Source organism: Streptomyces sp. NPDC090045, from assembly GCF_044747975.1.
In the GTDB taxonomy this organism is placed as follows: Bacteria; Actinomycetota; Actinomycetes; order Streptomycetales; family Streptomycetaceae; genus Streptomyces.
In genome coordinates, this window is record NZ_JBIVFA010000002.1 from 314039 (window position 1) to 330533 (window position 16495).

Annotated in this window: 17 protein-coding genes; 14 read left to right on the forward strand and 3 right to left on the reverse strand. The window is 71.7% G+C overall.

Translation table 11 applies throughout. The annotated features are described in order from the left end of the window. Positions 1–120 precede the first annotated feature (120 nt). The 6 genes from rplM to ACIPYQ_RS06485 all read left to right on the forward strand — a co-directional run bounded on the left by rplM (position 121) and on the right by ACIPYQ_RS06485 (position 5470). Positions 121–564 (forward strand): 50S ribosomal protein L13, encoded by a 444-nt coding sequence (gene rplM, locus ACIPYQ_RS06460; RefSeq protein WP_073912858.1) that lies wholly within the window; start codon positions 121–123, stop codon positions 562–564. Positions 565–606: 42 nt separating this feature from the next. Next, the gene (rpsI, locus tag ACIPYQ_RS06465; RefSeq protein ID WP_361753580.1) at positions 607–1125 is read left to right on the forward strand and encodes a 30S ribosomal protein S9; all 519 of its coding nucleotides are present in this window, start codon (positions 607–609) and stop codon (positions 1123–1125) included. Positions 1126–1261: 136 nt separating this feature from the next. Beyond that, entirely contained in the window at positions 1262–2620 is a 1359-nt protein-coding gene (glmM, locus tag ACIPYQ_RS06470) for a phosphoglucosamine mutase (protein WP_361753578.1), read from the forward strand. A 233-nt stretch (positions 2621–2853) separates the two neighbouring features. Further along, complete coding sequence (locus ACIPYQ_RS06475) at positions 2854–3192, forward strand: hypothetical protein (protein WP_401246733.1); 339 nt, start codon at positions 2854–2856, stop codon at positions 3190–3192. After that, on the forward strand, positions 3189–4706 hold the full coding sequence (locus ACIPYQ_RS06480; protein WP_401246735.1) for a C2 family cysteine protease: 1518 nt from the start codon (positions 3189–3191) through the stop codon (positions 4704–4706). Before ACIPYQ_RS06475 ends, ACIPYQ_RS06480 begins: the two co-directional genes overlap by 4 nt. Next, positions 4703–5470, forward strand: a complete 768-nt coding sequence (locus tag ACIPYQ_RS06485; RefSeq protein ID WP_401246738.1) for a hypothetical protein — start codon at positions 4703–4705, stop codon at positions 5468–5470. The genes ACIPYQ_RS06480 and ACIPYQ_RS06485 overlap by 4 nt, the downstream gene beginning before the upstream one ends. 5 nt (positions 5471–5475) lie before the next feature. On the opposite strand, the gene ACIPYQ_RS06490 is transcribed toward ACIPYQ_RS06485, so the two are convergent. Next, the gene (locus tag ACIPYQ_RS06490) at positions 5476–6438 is read right to left on the reverse strand and encodes a DUF389 domain-containing protein (protein ID WP_401246741.1); all 963 of its coding nucleotides are present in this window, start codon (positions 6436–6438) and stop codon (positions 5476–5478) included. A gap of 24 nt (positions 6439–6462) precedes the next feature. After that, on the reverse strand, positions 6463–7512 hold the full coding sequence (coaA, locus tag ACIPYQ_RS06495; RefSeq protein WP_361753568.1) for a type I pantothenate kinase: 1050 nt from the start codon (positions 7510–7512) through the stop codon (positions 6463–6465). A 260-nt stretch (positions 7513–7772) separates the two neighbouring features. On the opposite strand from coaA, the gene ACIPYQ_RS06500 reads away from it, so the two are divergent. The 8 genes from ACIPYQ_RS06500 (at position 7773) to ACIPYQ_RS06535 (ending at position 15794) form a co-directional block, all read left to right on the forward strand. After that, positions 7773–8534 (forward strand): hypothetical protein, encoded by a 762-nt coding sequence (locus ACIPYQ_RS06500; protein ID WP_401246744.1) that lies wholly within the window; start codon positions 7773–7775, stop codon positions 8532–8534. Between the two features lie 108 nt (positions 8535–8642). After that, positions 8643–10490, forward strand: a complete 1848-nt coding sequence (gene glmS / locus ACIPYQ_RS06505) for a glutamine--fructose-6-phosphate transaminase (isomerizing) (RefSeq protein WP_401246746.1) — start codon at positions 8643–8645, stop codon at positions 10488–10490. Between the two features lie 22 nt (positions 10491–10512). Further along, complete coding sequence (locus tag ACIPYQ_RS06510; protein WP_361753562.1) at positions 10513–10881, forward strand: holo-ACP synthase; 369 nt, start codon at positions 10513–10515, stop codon at positions 10879–10881. Between the two features lie 26 nt (positions 10882–10907). Then, positions 10908–12296 (forward strand): NAD(P)H-hydrate dehydratase, encoded by a 1389-nt coding sequence (locus ACIPYQ_RS06515; RefSeq protein WP_401246750.1) that lies wholly within the window; start codon positions 10908–10910, stop codon positions 12294–12296. Between the two features lie 340 nt (positions 12297–12636). Next, on the forward strand, positions 12637–13773 hold the full coding sequence (gene alr, locus ACIPYQ_RS06520) for an alanine racemase (protein ID WP_401246753.1): 1137 nt from the start codon (positions 12637–12639) through the stop codon (positions 13771–13773). After that, on the forward strand, positions 13770–14981 hold the full coding sequence (locus ACIPYQ_RS06525; protein WP_401247673.1) for an alpha/beta fold hydrolase: 1212 nt from the start codon (positions 13770–13772) through the stop codon (positions 14979–14981). The genes alr and ACIPYQ_RS06525 overlap by 4 nt, the downstream gene beginning before the upstream one ends. After that, positions 14932–15498: a tRNA (adenosine(37)-N6)-threonylcarbamoyltransferase complex ATPase subunit type 1 TsaE gene (gene tsaE / locus ACIPYQ_RS06530; protein WP_401246756.1), complete on the forward strand. Its 567-nt coding sequence runs from the start codon at positions 14932–14934 to the stop codon at positions 15496–15498. The genes ACIPYQ_RS06525 and tsaE overlap by 50 nt, the downstream gene beginning before the upstream one ends. 116 nt (positions 15499–15614) lie before the next feature. Further along, on the forward strand, positions 15615–15794 hold the full coding sequence (locus tag ACIPYQ_RS06535; RefSeq protein ID WP_361760648.1) for a hypothetical protein: 180 nt from the start codon (positions 15615–15617) through the stop codon (positions 15792–15794). A 33-nt stretch (positions 15795–15827) separates the two neighbouring features. Here ACIPYQ_RS06535 and ACIPYQ_RS06540 read toward each other — a convergent pair whose 3' ends face one another. After that, the gene (locus ACIPYQ_RS06540) at positions 15828–16385 is read right to left on the reverse strand and encodes a hypothetical protein (protein WP_361760645.1); all 558 of its coding nucleotides are present in this window, start codon (positions 16383–16385) and stop codon (positions 15828–15830) included. Positions 16386–16495 lie beyond the last annotated feature (110 nt).

The window sequence follows — 16495 nt, forward strand, 5'->3', positions numbered from 1 at the left end:
ACGGGTTGCGTCCCCGATGTGAACGAGGGCTGTCGTGATCGTCCGTGGTGACCCTGTCAGGACCTTCCCGTGGGGCTTGCGCCCTTGGGATACCACCACTGAAGAAGCGAAGGCATACGCGTGCGTACGTTCAGCCCCAAGCCCGGCGACATCTCGCGCCAGTGGCTCGTCATCGACGCCCAGGACGTTGTCCTCGGCCGTCTGGCGACCCAGGCCGCTGCCCTCCTGCGGGGTAAGCACAAGCCGACTTACGCCCCCCACATGGACATGGGCGACTTCGTCATCATCGTCAACGCCGACAAGGTTCACCTGTCCGGCAACAAGGCGACCCAGAAGATGGCGTACCGCCACTCCGGTTACCCGGGCGGTCTCCGTTCGGTGCGCTACGACGACCTCCTGGCCAACAACCCGGAGAAGGCCGTCGAGAAGGCCATCAAGGGCATGCTCCCCAAGAACACCCTGGGCCGTCAGATGCTCTCGAAGCTGAAGGTCTACTCGGGCGACCAGCACCCGCACGCTGCCCAGCAGCCGGTGCCGTTCGAGATCACCCAGGTCGCGCAGTAGTTCCGGCCACCCCCTAAGACGTAGAAAATTCTGAGGAGCATCGTGGCCGAGACCACCGCCGAGACGACCGTCGAAGAGTTCGAGGGCAACGTCGAGGAGTACACCAGCGAGTCCGAGGCCGTAGTCGAGGGCGACTACACCTCCGAGTCCCTTGCCGGTCGCTTCGGCGACCCCCAGCCGGCTGCCGGCCTGGGCCGTCGCAAGAACGCCATCGCCCGCGTCCGGATCGTTCCGGGCACCGGCAAGTGGAAGATCAACGGTCGCACCCTTGAGGACTACTTCCCCAACAAGGTGCACCAGCAGGAAGTCAACGAGCCGTTCAAGCTGCTCGAGCTCGACAACCGCTACGACGTCATCGCCCGCATCTCGGGTGGCGGCGTTTCCGGCCAGGCCGGCGCCCTGCGCCTCGGCGTGGCCCGTGCGCTGAACGAGGCGGACGTGGACAACAACCGCCCGGCGCTGAAGAAGGCCGGCTTCCTCTCCCGCGACGACCGTGCGGTCGAGCGCAAGAAGGCCGGTCTCAAGAAGGCCCGTAAGGCTCCGCAGTACAGCAAGCGTTAATCTGCGCCTGCTGTTCTGCAACGAAACCGCCCCGGCAGCACTCTCTGTGCTGTCGGGGCGGTTCGTTTACCGCCACAAGCGGCAAATACCTGTCACAAGCGGTCACAAAGCGATGCGGAAACTCGGGAGGACAACAGTGGGACGACTCTTCGGGACGGACGGTGTACGCGGCGTTGCCAACGCGGATCTGACGGCGGAGCTCGCGCTCGGCCTCTCCGTGGCGGCTGCCCACGTACTGGCCGAAGCGGGCACCTTCGCGGGCCACCGGGCGACGGCCGTGGTCGGCCGGGACCCCAGGGCCTCCGGCGAATTCCTCGAGGCCGCGGTCGTGGCCGGCCTCGCGAGCGCGGGCGTGGACGTCCTGCGCGTCGGTGTGCTGCCCACCCCGGCGGTGGCGTATCTCACCGGTGCGCTGGGTGCCGACCTCGGCGTGATGCTCTCCGCCAGCCACAACGCGATGCCCGACAACGGCGTCAAGTTCTTCGCGCGCGGCGGCCACAAGCTCGCCGACGAGCTGGAGGACCGCATCGAGTCGACCTACGAGGAGCACCGCACGGGCGCCCCCTGGGACCGGCCCACCGGCTCCGGCGTCGGCCGGGTCTCCGACTACACGGAGGGCTTCGAGAAGTACGTCGCCCACCTCATCGGTGCCCTCCCCAACCGCCTCGACGGCCTGAAGATCGTCCTGGACGAGGCCCACGGCGCGGCCGCGTACGTCTCGCCCGAGGCCTTCGCCCGGGCCGGCGCGGAGATCGTCACGATCGGCGCCGAGCCGGACGGCCTGAACATCAACGACGGCTGCGGCTCCACCCACCTGGGCCTGCTCAAGGCGGCCGTCGTCGAGCACGGTGCCGACTTCGGCATCGCGCACGACGGTGACGCCGACCGCTGCCTGGCCGTGGACGGCTCGGGCGCGGAGGTCGACGGCGACCAGATCCTCGCGGTGCTGGCGCTGGCCATGCGCGAGGCCGGCCAGCTGCGCGAGAACACCGTGGTCGGCACCGTGATGTCGAACCTGGGCTTCAAGCTGGCCATGGAGGGCGAGGGCATCGAGGTCGTGCAGACCGGGGTCGGCGACCGGTACGTGCTGGAGTCGATGAAGGAGCACGGCTACGCCCTCGGCGGCGAGCAGTCCGGCCACGTGATCATCCTCGACCACGCGACGACCGGTGACGGCACGCTGACCGGCCTGCTGCTGGCGGCGCGGGTCGCGGCCACCGGCAAGTCCCTCGCCGAGCTGGCGGGCGTCATGCAGCGGCTGCCGCAGGTGCTGGTCAACGTCCCCGACGTGGACAAGTCCCGGGTCACCACCTCCGCGGAGCTGGCGGCGGCCGTGGCCGACGCCGAGCGCGAGCTGGGCACCACCGGACGGGTGCTGCTGCGGCCCTCCGGCACGGAGCCGCTCGTACGGGTGATGGTCGAGGCCGCCGACATCGAGCAGGCCCGCGCGGTCGCCGGCCGGCTCGCCGACGTCGTGAAGTCGGCGCTCGGCTAGGCCAGCGGCCCTCGCCCCGGCCCCGCCGTTCCGGATGTCCGGAACGGCGGGGCCGAGGCGTTTCCGGGCCCGGCAGGTGGCGCCGGCCCACGGCCGCGACGCGGTCCGCCTTCGTGATGCGGCGTCAGTTTCCACTGGGATAGCCGTGATGGCGACTCCACGACTTCGAACTGATCATCGAAATGATAATCTCGGACGCCGTTGATGTGGTCGGTGGGTACGGGGGATACACAGTGGCGCGACCGGATGATCCGGCGGGGGAGACACCGGAACAGCTGAAGAAGCGGGCGAACGACCTGAGGGCCTGTGCCCGCAAGGCGCGCGGGCTCGCCAAGACGCTGGGGCCGCATCTCGACGCCGCCGCCAAGAAGGCCACGCAGGCCGATCCGCCGGTCTGGCAGGGTCCGTTCGCCACCCAGTCCGCGACGCAGATAGTGAACCGCCGGGGCACGCTCAACCAGATGGCGAACGCGCTCATGCACGACGCCGGCCGCTGGGAGTTCGAGGCGGACCGCCTCGACGACCAGGCGAAGACGGCCGCGGCCAAGCAGAAGACGGGGTCGGGCAATTGACCGAGTTCCGCGGGTTCGACACCGCCGAGATACGTGCCCTCGCGTCCAGCCTGCGCAAACTGGGGGGTGACGCCCGCGGCATGCACCGGGACGTGGCCGGCGTCCTCACCGAGGCGGCCCAGCTCATGAACGGCAAGCCGGCCACCACGGACCCGCTGCTGGAGCCGCTGGTCGGCCAGCTCTTCTGGATGCCGTCCTTCTTCGGCGGGCCCAGCTCCATGCCCGGGCTGCTCGACGACGAGCTCGGTGACATGGCGGGGTCCATGGAACGCCGCAGCAAGCAGCTCGACGAGTGCAAGATCCTCATCGAGCACGGCTACGCCGTCGATTCGGCCCTCCTCTTCGCCGACGAGGTCGCCCCCAACGAGAAGCACATCAGCGATGCGCTCACGAAGCTCAAGGAGCTCGACGGCAAGGACTTCGGCAGCAACGGCAACCGCGACGACCTGCAGAAGGTCAAGAGCATGCTGGAGGGGATGACGGCCGCCGAACTCGACGCCTTCTTCGACCGCGTCCCCGAGGCCGACCTCAAGCGTTACAACGACCTGATGAACGACACGGACGACAGCGGCTGGAAGTGGTGGGACGAGAACGGCCTGCCCGCGGGCGAGCGCCGTGACCACCTCAGCATGATCCTCACGAAGCTGGGCCCGGCGCACTGGGCCAAGGCGCAGGCCGCGTTCCCGGGGATGCAGCCGGGCTTCGACACGACGGACGCGTTCCTGGACGGGCGGAACTCGCAGTCCGGCGCGCAGGCCAAGGGCATGCACTGGGGCCGCCCGACCGACCCCCTGTTCGCGCCCGGCTCCGACGGCAAGGAGATCACGGCCGCCGACATCAACCAGGGGCGGTTCGCGGACTGCTGGTACATCGCGTCGCTCACCTCGACGGCCCAGGTCAACCCCCAGTTCATCCGGGACGGGATCAAGGAGAACCCCAACGGCACCATCAACGTCCGCATCTGGGACGAGGACGGCAACCAGCGCTGGGTCACCGTCACCCCCGACCTGCCGCTGGACGAGAACGGCAACCCCATGACCGCCCACGCCAAGGGCGCGATGTGGCCGGCCTACTACGAGAAGGCCTTCGCCCTCGTCTACGGCGGCGACGACGGCGGTGCGCCCAACGAGCACAACGGCGACAAGCGCTACGACCGCAAGGAACAGGGGTCGTACGGCGCCACCGAATGGGACTTCAACGAGAAGGCCCCGCCGTACATCACCGGCCACGACTCCGAGGGCATCGACGACAATGTCACCTCGGTGCGCGAGAACTTCGAGTCGGGGCGCCCGGTGATCGTCAGCACGCCCAACGGGGACGACATCCAGAAGGACGGCAAGGCCAAATGGGGTGAGACCTTCTCCACCCGGCACGTGTACTTCGTCAAGGGGTTCCAGGGCGACAACATCGTGCTGGGCAACCCGTGGGGCCCGCCCCACAAGGACATCGTGGCCACGCCCGAGGACTACGAGAAGTTCTTCCAGAATCCGCAGGCTCTGAAGGTGCCCAAGTGAAGACCCTCCGACTCACCGCGGCCATCGGCTGCGTTCTGCTCGCCTCGGCCTGCGGCCCGTCCGGGACGAAGGCCGGGCCCGCCACGGCATCCCCGAGCGCGAGCCCCACCACCGCACGCCCCGTGCCGCCCGAGGACAAGGGGCCGGAGTGCGCCGGTGACCTCGCCGCGAAGGGACTCCACGTCCTGCGCGGCGGGACCGTCCAGCTGCCCGGCGGCGCCGGTACGGTGCTGTACCAGCAAGCGCAGGCGGACGGCACGTCCCGTACCGCCGTGCTGACGAACGGTACGGGTTCGGGTACGGCGCAGGCCGGGACCGAGTCCTGGACCGTGGCGCCGGGCCAAGCCCTGACCGTGGGCGGTGCCGCGTTCACCGTCTCGCAGATCTGCACCTACCGGGTCGTACTCACACCGAAGGACCAGAAGAACGTGACCGAGTCGCCGCAGCCCAGCTCCGAGGCCAGGTGGCCGTCCCTGGTCGACGGGGGCTTCCGTCTCCGCTGGCACGTCCCCAACACCGAGTACAACGGGCAGTACAGCGTCGTGGTCACGGAGATCAATCCCGGCCCGCGTGCCGACATCAGCATCCCGAGCCGGGACGGCGGGGACGCCTCCTACAGCGACGCCAAGATCGGCGACACGCTGGAGTTCGCCGGACGGCTCTGGAAGGTGTCCGCGATCGACGTCGGTGACGGCAACCCCGACGGCAGCAACCCGAACTCCGGCTACGTGGACCTGAAGCTCATCGGCCCGGCCGGCGGCTGACACGGTTATCGCCTGCCCCGTGGCGCACCCGGCTTCCGGATCATCCGGTTCTGCTGGGTGCGCCACAGCAGTTTCCAGGCGATGAGGGTGAGTGTCCCCGAGAGGATGATGCCGCCCAGGTTGAGCGCCAGCTGGATGCCGGAGCCCCACATCTGGCCGAGGTCGCCGTAGCTGAGGGCCACGGCGGCGTTGGCGCCCGCCGGGACGGTGGTCACGGAGATCGCCACGCCGACGAGTGCGCCCGCCTTCGCGGACGTCAGCGAGAGCATGCCGGCCACGCCTGCAAGCAGCGCCACGACGAACGAGAACGGGTCGGGCTGCCAGATGAAGCTGGTGTTCGGCCGTTCGTTCTCGAGCAGGTGCTCGTGGAAGAGGCCCAGCTCGTCCATGACCAGGCTGAAGACCGTGGTGGCCACGATCGCCGCCGTGAAGCCGACCGCCAGCGCGACGAACGAGCGCCAGGCGAGTCTGGGCCTGCGCTGCACCAGACCGGTGCAGATGCCGGCGAGCGGGCCGAACTCGGGGCCGACCGCCATCGCGCCCACGATCAGCACGGCGTTGTCGAGCACGACACCGCACGCCGCGATCATCGTCGCCAGGATCATGAAGGCGGCGTAGGTGATGGTGAGGGTGGACTCCTCGTGCGTCGACTCGGCGAGCTGTTCCCAGACCACCGCGTCGGCGGCCTCGCCCGGCGCCTCCTCCTCCGCCGCGTCGGCGCGCCGGGAGATCGACAGGTCGATGTTCTCGACGGCGATCGAACCGGTCCGGTCGATGCCGAGGACGCGCATCTCCTGGAGCAGCTCGTCGGCCGACTCGCGGGCGACGTCGCAGAGCACGAGGTCACCCTCCGGGTCGCGGGCGGCGCCGGTCAGTACGACCAGGTGGGTGGTGCCGACCGTCTGGTCGATCAGCTCCACCACCTGCTCCGTGAGGTGGTGCGGGGTGATCATCCGCAGATGCAGCATGCCCGCACCCTAGCCACGCGGGTGTCAGAGCTTGCGCAGGCTCAGCTTCTGGACCTTGTGGTCCGGGCCCTTGCGGACGACGAGGGTGGCCCGGCCGCGGGTGGGTGCCACGTTCTCCAGCAGGTTGGGCTTGTTGATCGTCCGCCACATCGTCTGCGCGTACTCCATGGCCTCCTCCTCGGAGACCTGGGTGTACTTGCGGAAGTAGGAGAAAGGATTCTGGAAGGCGGTCTCGCGCAGCTTCCGGAACCGGTTGAGGTACCAGCGCTCGATGTCCTCGGGGCGCGCGTCCACGTACACGCTGAAGTCGAAGTAGTCGGCGAGGGCGACGCGGGTGCGGCCGTCCGTGCCGGGGAGGGCCGGCTGGAGCACGTTGAGGCCCTCGACGATGAGGATGTCCGGGCGGCGGACGACGAGCTCCTCGCCGGGGACGATGTCGTAGATCAGGTGCGAGTAGACGGGGGCCCTGACCTCGTCCTTCCCGGCCTTGATGTCGGCGACGAAGCGGGTGAGCGCGCGGCGGTCGTAGGACTCCGGGAAGCCCTTGCGGGAGGTGAGCCCGCGCCGCTGGAGCTCCTTCATCGGGTACAGGAACCCGTCGGTGGTGACCAGCTCCACGCGCGGGTGCTCGGGCCAGCGGGCGAGGAGGGCCTGCAGGAGGCGGGCGACGGTGGACTTGCCGACGGCGACCGAACCGGCGACCCCTATGACGAAGGGCGTGCCCTGCTGGGCGCCGTGGCCGTTGCCCGCGTCACCGAGGAAGGTGTTCAGGGTGCCGCGGAGGTTGCTGGTGGCGCCGACGTAGAGGTTGAGGAGGCGGGAGAGCGGCAGGTAGACGTCGCGGACCTCGTCGAGGTCGATGACGTCGCCGAGGCCGCGCAGCCGCTCCACCTCGTCGGCGGTCAGCGGCAGCGGGGTCCGCTCGCGCAGGGCGCTCCACTCGGCCCGGGTGAGGTCGACGTACGGCGAGGCCTCGGGGCCCCGGCGGTGGGCGGGGCGCGTGGGGTGCCCCTCCCGGCCGCGTCGCTCCGTTGCGTCGTCCGGCGTGCTGCTTCGTGGCGGCGAAGTGATCACACCGCCATTGTCGGGGCTCGGGGGCGCTTGTGGGTGGTGTGGTCGGTCACGTGCGCGGGGGCCGTGGGAGGGCAGGGCGGCGGTTGTGGCGGGGCCGGTCTCGATTCGGGGCGAAGGGGGTCTCGCCCTGATCACGATCGGCGGGCCTCGCGGAAATCCCCGATCGGCTGATGGAACAACCCGTACATTGATGATCACCGCAGCGCTGATGGCCTTTCGTGCTGCCCTGATTCCGTTGTGCTCCATGGGGGAGATCTTTCGTGCGTACCGCTCTTGTCCGTCGTACCGTCCTGACCGCGTCCGCGGTGTCCCTGGCCCTGCTGGCCACCGCCTGCGGCTCCGACAAGGCCGACACCAAGGCCGATGCCAAGCCGTCGGCCGCCGCCTCCTCGCCGGCCGCGGCCGCCCCGGCCGCCAAGGCGAAGACGGACGCCGAGCTGTCCGCCCTGATCCTGACCAAGGACGATCTGGCGGACCACCTGGTCGTCGCCGTCCCGAAGGACGAGGTGGCGATCGCCGAGGCCGCGAAGGGCGACAAGGCCGAGTGCCAGCCCGTGGTCAGGACCCAGGGCACGGCCACCGTCGGTACGGCCGCCGGTGTGGCGCGGATGAAGGCCGTCGCCAAGCCCAAGGCGGGCGCCAGCCCGGAGGACACGGCCGCGGCCGGGCTGAAGGCCCTCGCCGGCACCCGCACCTCGGTCACCCTCGCCTCGTACGAGGGCAAGGGCGCGGAGGAGGCCTTCGCGGCCGTCAAGAGCGCGGCCACCGCGTGCGCCGGCGGTTTCTCGCTGGCGATGGACGGCGAGAACACCAAGATCGACAAGGTGGTGTCCTCCGCGGCCACCGGGGGCGACGAGGCGATCGCCCTGACGCTGGAGGCCGACGTCGCGGGCACGAAGGTCACGACCGAGACCGTCGTCGTCCGCAAGGGCAACGTGCTGGCCACCCACACCGCGTCGGCCGCGGGCGTCGCGGAGAAGCCGACCGCCATCGTGGCCGCGCAGGTGAAGAAGCTCGGCTGAGCCCCGTCCGATCCCACGTCAACCCCGCTCCGGCTCATCGGCCGGGGCGGGGTTTTCGTCTCGTTCAGGTACGGGGCAGACGGCCAACTACGGCGTACGCTGCGGCCTATGTGCGGAATTGTGGGTTACGTGGGAGCGCAGTCTGCGCTCGATGTGGTCATCGCCGGACTCAAGCGACTGGAGTACCGCGGCTACGACTCGGCGGGGGTCGCCGTGCTCGCCGACGGCAGCCTGGCGGCCGCCAAGAAGGCCGGCAAGCTCGTCAATCTGGAGAAGGAACTGGTCGGTCACCCGCTGCCGGCCGGCTCCACGGGACTCGGACACACCCGGTGGGCGACCCACGGCGGGCCCACCGACGTCAACGCCCACCCGCACCTCGACAACTCGGGGCGGGTGGCCGTCGTGCACAACGGCATCATCGAGAACTTCGCCGAGCTCCGGACCGAACTCGCCGAGCGCGGCCACCGGCTGGATTCCGAGACGGACACCGAGGTCGTGGCGCACCTGCTGGCCGAGCACTTCTCGGCGACCGGCGACCTCGCCGAGGCCATGCGGCAGGTGTGCCGGCGGCTGCAGGGCGCCTTCACGCTGGTCGCCGTGCACGCCGACGACCCGGACGTGGTGGTCGGCGCGCGCCGGAACTCGCCCCTGGTGGTGGGCGTCGGAGAGGGCGAGAACTTCCTCGCCTCGGACGTGGCCGCGTTCATCGCCCACACCCGGGCCGCGATCGAGCTGGGCCAGGACCAGGTCGTGGAACTGCGCCGCGAAGGGGTCACGGTGACCAACTTCGACGGTACGCCCGCGACCGTGCGCGCCTACCACGTGGACTGGGACGCCTCGGCGGCCGAGAAGGGGGGCTACGACTACTTCATGCTCAAGGAGATCGCCGAGCAGCCGAAGGCCGTCGCCGACACCCTCCTGGGCCGGATCGACGCGAGCGGCTCGCTGACCCTGGACGAGGTGCGCATCCCCGTCTCGGTGCTCAGGGAGGTCGACAAGGTCGTGATCGTGGCGTGCGGTACGGCGTACCACGCGGGCATGATCGCGAAGCTGGCCATCGAGCACTGGACCCGCATCCCGTGCGAGACGGAGCTGGCGAGCGAGTTCCGCTACCGGGACCCGATCCTGGACCAGCGGACGCTGGTCGTCGCGATCTCCCAGTCCGGCGAGACCATGGACACCTTGATGGCGCTCCGGCACGCGCGCGAGCAGGGGGCCAAGGTGCTGGCCGTCTGCAACACGAACGGCTCGACGATCCCGCGCGAATCGGACGCCGTGCTCTACACGCACGCCGGGCCCGAGGTCGCCGTCGCCTCGACCAAGGCGTTCCTGACGCAGCTGGTCGCCTGCTACCTCGTGGCGCTGTACCTCGGGCAGGTGCGCGGCACGAAGTGGGGCGACGAGATCCGGGCCGTGATCCGCGAACTGTCGGACATCGCCGCCGCGGTGGACACCGTGCTGGAGACCATGGAGCCGGTACGGCAGCTCGCGCGCTCCCTCGCCGACAAGAACACCGTGCTGTTCCTCGGCCGGCACGTCGGGTACCCGGTGGCGCTGGAGGGCGCGCTCAAGCTCAAGGAGCTCGCGTACATGCACGCCGAGGGCTTCGCGGCGGGCGAGCTCAAGCACGGGCCGATCGCCCTGATCGAGAAGGACCTGCCGGTGGTGGTGGTCGTCCCGTCGCCGCGCGGCCGGTCGGTGCTCCACGACAAGATCGTGTCGAACATCCAGGAGATCCGGGCGCGCGGGGCGCGGACCATCGTGATCGCGGAGGAGGGTGACGAGGCGGTGGTCCCGTACGCCGACCACCTGATCCGGATCCCGGCGACGCCCACGCTGCTCCAGCCGCTGGTGGCGACGGTGCCCCTGCAGGTCTTCGCGTGCGAACTGGCGACCGCGCGGGGCAACGAGGTGGACCAGCCGCGTAACCTCGCAAAGTCCGTGACCGTGGAGTAGTGACCGGCTGGAGTTGTGGGACGTGATTATCGGCGTCGGGATCGACGTGGCGGAGATCGAGCGGTTCGGCGCGGCGCTGGAGCGCACGCCGGGCCTCGCGCAGCGGCTGTTCGTCGACGCCGAGTTGACGCTGCCGAGCGGTGAGCGGCGCGGGACCGCCTCGCTCGCCGCGCGGTTCGCCGCCAAGGAGGCGCTGGCCAAGGCGCTCGGCGCGCCCGCCGGGATGCTGTGGACCGACGCCGAGGTGTACGTGGAGGCCAGCGGGCAGCCGCGGCTGCGGGTGGCGGGGACGGTGGAGGCGCGGGCGCTCGCGCTGGGCGTGAAGTCGTGGCACATCTCGCTGAGCCACGACGCCGGCGTCGCCTCCGCCGTGGTGATCGCCGAGGGATAGCGCCCGCCGTCGGGCAGGCTGGTCCCATGCGTACTGCTTACAGCGTGGAGACCGTACGGGCCGCCGAGCGGGAGCTGATGGCCCGGCTGCCCGAAGGGGCCCTGATGCAGCGGGCGGCGGCCGGACTGGCCGCCGTGTGCGCGGGGCTGCTCGTGCGGGTGTACGGGTCCCGGATCGTGCTGCTGGTCGGGCCCGGCGACAACGGGGGCGACGCGCTCTACGCCGGGGCGCGCCTCGCCCGGCGCGGGGCCGCGGTCACGGCGGTGCCGATGGACCCCGAACGGATGCACGCGGGCGGGCTGGCCGCGCTGCGGGCCGCCGGCGGCCGGGTCGGGGAGGCCGTCCCGCAGCGGGCGGACCTCGTGGTCGACGGGCTGCTCGGGATCGGCGGCCGGGGCGGGCTGCGGCCGGCGGCGGCCGCGCTGGCGGAACGGATCCCGCCGGGGGTCCCGGTGGTGGCCGTGGACCTGCCGAGCGGGGTGGACGCGGACACCGGGGAGGTGCCGGGGCCGGCCGTCACGGCCGACGTGACGGTGACCTTCGGCGCGTACAAGCCCGGTCTGCTGATCGACCCGGGGGCCTCGCGGGCCGGGGTGGTGCGGTTGGTGGACATCGGGCTGGAGCTGCCGTCGCCGCAGGTGGAGGCCCTGCAGCACGTCGACGTCGCGGGGCTGCTGCCGGTGCCGACGGCGACGAGCGACAAGTACCGGCGGGGCGTGGTCGGGATCGTCGCCGGCTCCGCGCAGTACCCGGGGGCGGCCGTACTGGCCGTGGCGGGAGCGCTGCGGGGCGGTGCGGGCGCGGTGCGGTACGTGGGGCCGGCGGCGGAGGCCGTGCTCGCGCGGTACCCGGAGACGCTGATCGGGCCCGGCCGGGTGCAGGCGTGGGTGGTCGGGCCGGGACTGGGGGAGGGGCGCGCCGGGGAGGTCGCGGACCTGCTGGCGGACGACGTGCCGGTGCTGGTCGACGCGGACGGGCTGCGCGGGCTGGACGCGGACCTGCTGCGGGCCCGCACGGCCCCGACCCTGCTGACCCCGCACGCGGGGGAGGCGGCGGCGCTGCTCGGGGTGTCGCGGGAGTCGGTGGAGGCGGGGCGGCTGGGGGCGGTGCGGAGGCTGGCGGCCGGGTACGGGGCGGCGGTGCTGCTGAAGGGGTCGACGACGCTGGTCGCCTCCGGCGGGTGCGCCGTCCGGGTGAATCCGACGGGGAGTTCGTGGCTGGCCACGGCGGGGAGCGGGGACGTGCTGTCGGGGTTGGCGGGGTCGTTGCTGGCGGGCGGGCTGTCGGGGGCGGATGCCGGTGCGGTGGCCGCGTACCTCCACGGCCTGGCGGCCAGGCTCACCGGCGGCCCCCTCCTGGCCCACCAGCTGGCCGAGGCCCTTCCGTCCGCTTGGCGCAACACCACCCACCCGTGACCACCCGCGGCACCGCCGCCGGGGCCAGCCCCGGACCCCGCGCCTCAATCGCCGGCGAGGCTGGATTGGTGCGGCGAGGCTCGATCTTTCAGCCCGTCCGGCGTTTGAGGACCGGGGTCTGGGGCGGAGCCCCTGGGGGCACCTCCCAGCGGTAGCTGGGGGAGAAACGGTGAAAGGGCGGGGCGGGGAGCAGCTCCGCGCAGCGGCGCCGTTGCCGGGGGCCAGCCCCCGGACCCCCGCGCCTCAAACGCCGGCGGGGCTGGATTGGGGCGGCGAGGCTGAAACGGCTCGGTGGGGCTGAAAGGTGGGGGTGGGCGGGGGTTCTGAGAGACTGGGGGCGATGAACGAGACACCGACGCGCGTGTACGCCGAGATCGATCTTGACGCCGTACGGGAGAACGTGCGCGCACTGCGCGAGCGGGCGCCCCGGGCCGAGTTGATGGCCGTGGTCAAGGCGAATGCCTACGGGCACGGAGCCCTGGCCTGCGCCAAGGCCGCCCAGGAGGCCGGCGCCACCTGGCTCGGGACCGCCACCCCCGAGGAGGCGCTCGCGCTGCGCGCCGCCGGGATCGAGGGGCGGATCATGTGCTGGCTCTGGACCCCCGGCGGGCCCTGGCGGGAGGCCGTCGAGGCCGGCATCGACGTGTCCGTCAGCGGAATGTGGGCCCTCGACGAGGTGCGCGAGGCCGCCCGCGCCGCGGGCCGCACCGCGCGGATCCAGCTCAAGGCAGACACCGGCCTCGGCCGCAACGGCTGCCAGCCCGCCGACTGGGAGGCGCTGGTCGGGGCGGCCGTCGCCGCCGAGGCCGAGGGGACCGTCAAGGTCACCGGGGTCTGGTCGCACTTCGCCTGCGCCGACGAGCCCGGCCACCCCTCCATCCAGCTCCAGCTCGCCGCCTTCCGCGACATGCTCGCGTACGCCGAGAAGGAGGGCGTCGAGCCCGAGGTCCGGCACATCGCGAACTCGCCGGCCACCCTCACCCTGCCGGAGTCCCACTTCGACCTGGTGCGCTGCGGGCTGGCCCTCTACGGGGTCTCGCCCGCGCCCGAGCTCGGCACCCCGGCCCAGCTGGGCCTGCGGCCCGCGATGACCCTCAAGGCCTCCCTCGCCCTGGTCAAGAGCGTCCCCGCCGGGCACGGCGTCAGCTACGGCCACCACTACGTCACCGGGATCGAGACGAGCCTCGCCCTGATCCCGGCCGGCTACGCCGACGGCATCCCGCGCAATGCCTCCGGGCGCGGGCCTGTGCTCGTCGCCGGCCGGATCCGCCAGGTCGCCGGACGCATCGCCATGGACCAGTTCGTGGTCGACTTGGGTGCGGACCACGCCCGCGCCGGCGACGTAGCCGTCATCTTCGGGGACGCGGAACGTGGTGAACCCACCGCCGAGGACTGGGCACAAGCGGCGCACACGATCGCGTATGAGATCGTCACCCGTATCGGTGGACGTGTGCCCCGGGTGTACCTGGGCGGCTGAGCGAGCGGAGTGAGGGCGGCGGCGTGAGCGAGAACTGGCGCAAGGCCGGCTGGGCCGGCGCCGCCATCGGCGTGATGGCCGCTGGCGCGGCGGCCGGTGTCGCGGTCGAGCGGATCACCGTCGGGCGCGGCATGCGCAGGAAGGCGCGCCTCGCACTCGACGCCGCCGGGGACTACGGCGCCCTGCGCGGGACCGAGGGGACCTGCCGGGCCGAGGACGCCACCGAGCTCTACTACGAGGTCGAGGAAGTGCCCGAGGAGGGCAAGCGGCGGCGGCTGCGGCGCAAGGCCGCGGCCCCGGCCACCGTCGTCTTCTGCCACGGCTACTGCCTCAGCCAGGACTCCTGGCACTTCCAGCGCGCCGCCCTGCGTGGAATGGTCCGCGCCGTCTACTGGGACCAGCGCAGCCACGGCCGCAGCGCGCGCGGCCTCGCCCAGGCGGACGGCGAGCCGCTGACCATGGAGCAGCTCGGCCGCGACCTGAGGGCCGTCATCGACGCCGCCGCGCCAGAGGGCCCGCTGATCCTCGTGGGTCACTCGATGGGCGGAATGACCATCATGGGATTTGCCGAGCAGTTCCCCGACATCGTGCGCGAGCGCGTGGTCGGCGTGGCCCTGGTCGGGACCTCCAGCGGCCGCCTCGACGAGGTGACGTACGGGCTGCCGTCCGTCGGGGTGGGCGCCGTGCGGCGGATCCTGCCGGGCGTGCTCAAGGCGCTCGGATCGCAGGTGGAGCTGGTGGAGAAGGGCCGCCGGGCCACCGCCGACCTGTTCGCCGGCATGATCAAGATGTACTCGTTCGGCTCCCGTGACGTGGACCCGGGCGTCACGCGCTTCGCGGAGCGGCTCATCGAGGCCACCCCGATCGACGTGGTCGCCGAGTTCTACCCGGCCTTCCAGACCCACGACAAGACGGCCGCGCTCCGGCTGTTCGCGGACATCCCGGTCACCGTCATCGCCGGCGACAAGGACATGATCACCCCGCCCGGGCACAGCGTGGCCATCAAGGAGGCGCTGCCCGGCGCGGACCTCGTGGTCCTGGAGTCCACCGGGCACCTGATGATGCTGGAGCGCCCGGAGACGGTGACGCGGCTGCTCACCGGGCTGCTGGCGCAGACCGGCGCCGTCCCGCTCCCCACACCGACTAACGTTGGCGCGCATGGAAGAAGTACCGCTGGAAGCCCAGCGCAGCCAGGCACCGGCACCTGAGGCCGAGGACAGCACGGAGACCCGGATCACCGTCGGTTCGCCCGACGAGATGCAGGAACTGGGCCGCAGGATCGCCGCCCTGCTGCGTCCCGGCGACCTCGTCCTGCTGACGGGTGAGCTGGGAGCGGGCAAGACCACGCTGACCCGCGGCCTGGGCGAGGGCCTGGGCGTGCGCGGGGCCGTGACCTCGCCGACCTTCGTGATCGCCCGCGTGCACCCCTCGCTGACCGGCGGGCCCGCGCTGGTGCACGTGGACGCGTACCGCCTGGGCGGCGGGCTGGACGAGATGGAGGACCTGGACCTCGACGTCTCGCTGCCCGAGTCCGTGGTCGTCGTGGAGTGGGGCGACGGCAAGGTGGAGGAGCTCTCCGACGACCGCCTGCACGTGGTGATCGCGCGCGCGGTCGGCCACGAGGAGGTGCTGGACGACGTGCGCGAGGTCGCGGTGCGCGGGGTCGGGGCGCGCTGGACGGCCGGAGCCGGGCTGGACTCCCTGGCCGGTGCTCTCTCGGAGTAAACGTCCCGACAACTCGTCGGCAAGATATTGCGCTGGTGGCAGCGCTCGTGGTGACATGGTACCGAGAGTTTCTTAGGTATGCCTAAGTTCGGTGTCCCGGGGTCCAGGAGGCAGCCATGTCGGCACCAGCAGGAGCACAGCGCGATCCCCGCCCGTCCGTCGTCTCCATGCGGACGCTGCTCGCCGCCGGAGTGGCCGCCACAGCCGTCTCGACGCCGCCCGCGCGCGAACGCGTACCGGGAGCGCCCGAGGACGGCGCATGCGAAGAGGCCGCTCCGGAATCCGAAGCGGCCTGAGTCGCACGTACGGGTGAAGCGCGGGCGTCCCGGTCAGGGGACGACGACGACCTTCGAGTTGATCGTCGCGAAGGCCCACATCGCGTCGCCGTCGGCGCGCGTCATGCGGATCCCGCCGGTCTTCTTGGCCGCGTCGGGCGCCGGCGTCGCGCCGTCCAGACGGGCGCTGAAGCCGACCGCCACACCCTCGGCGGTGGCGAACCGCACGACGTGCTCGATCGGCACGCCGTCCGAGCCGGTGACCGAGCCCGAGCGCGAACCGACGAGGTAGCTGCCCGCCTTCGGGTGCACCGTGCTCGGCATCACCGTGAACGACTTCGGCTCCTGCCCGGCGTCGCCCACCAGCCACACCCGCTTCTGGCCCACCGAGTACACGACGCGCGTCCCCGTGCCGGAGCCCTCCGGCACGGGCACCGGCTTCGCCGGGTCCTGCTTGGCGGCGGCCTGGCTCGGGGCGGGGGCCGGGTTCTGCGCGGCCGCCTTCGGGGCGCGCGGCGGCGCCGTGGCGGAGGCCTGGTAGCCGAGGAAGCCGACCGCGGCCACCGCCGCGATGGTGAGCCCGGCCACGATTCCCGAGCTGCTGCGTGCCACCTTGCTCCACCTCTCCGCGCCGACCGACACCGCGACCGACAGTTCGACCGGCGGTCCGGCCGACGGCTCGACCGATACCTCAGTGATCCCTCGGTCGAAAGGTAGCAGCC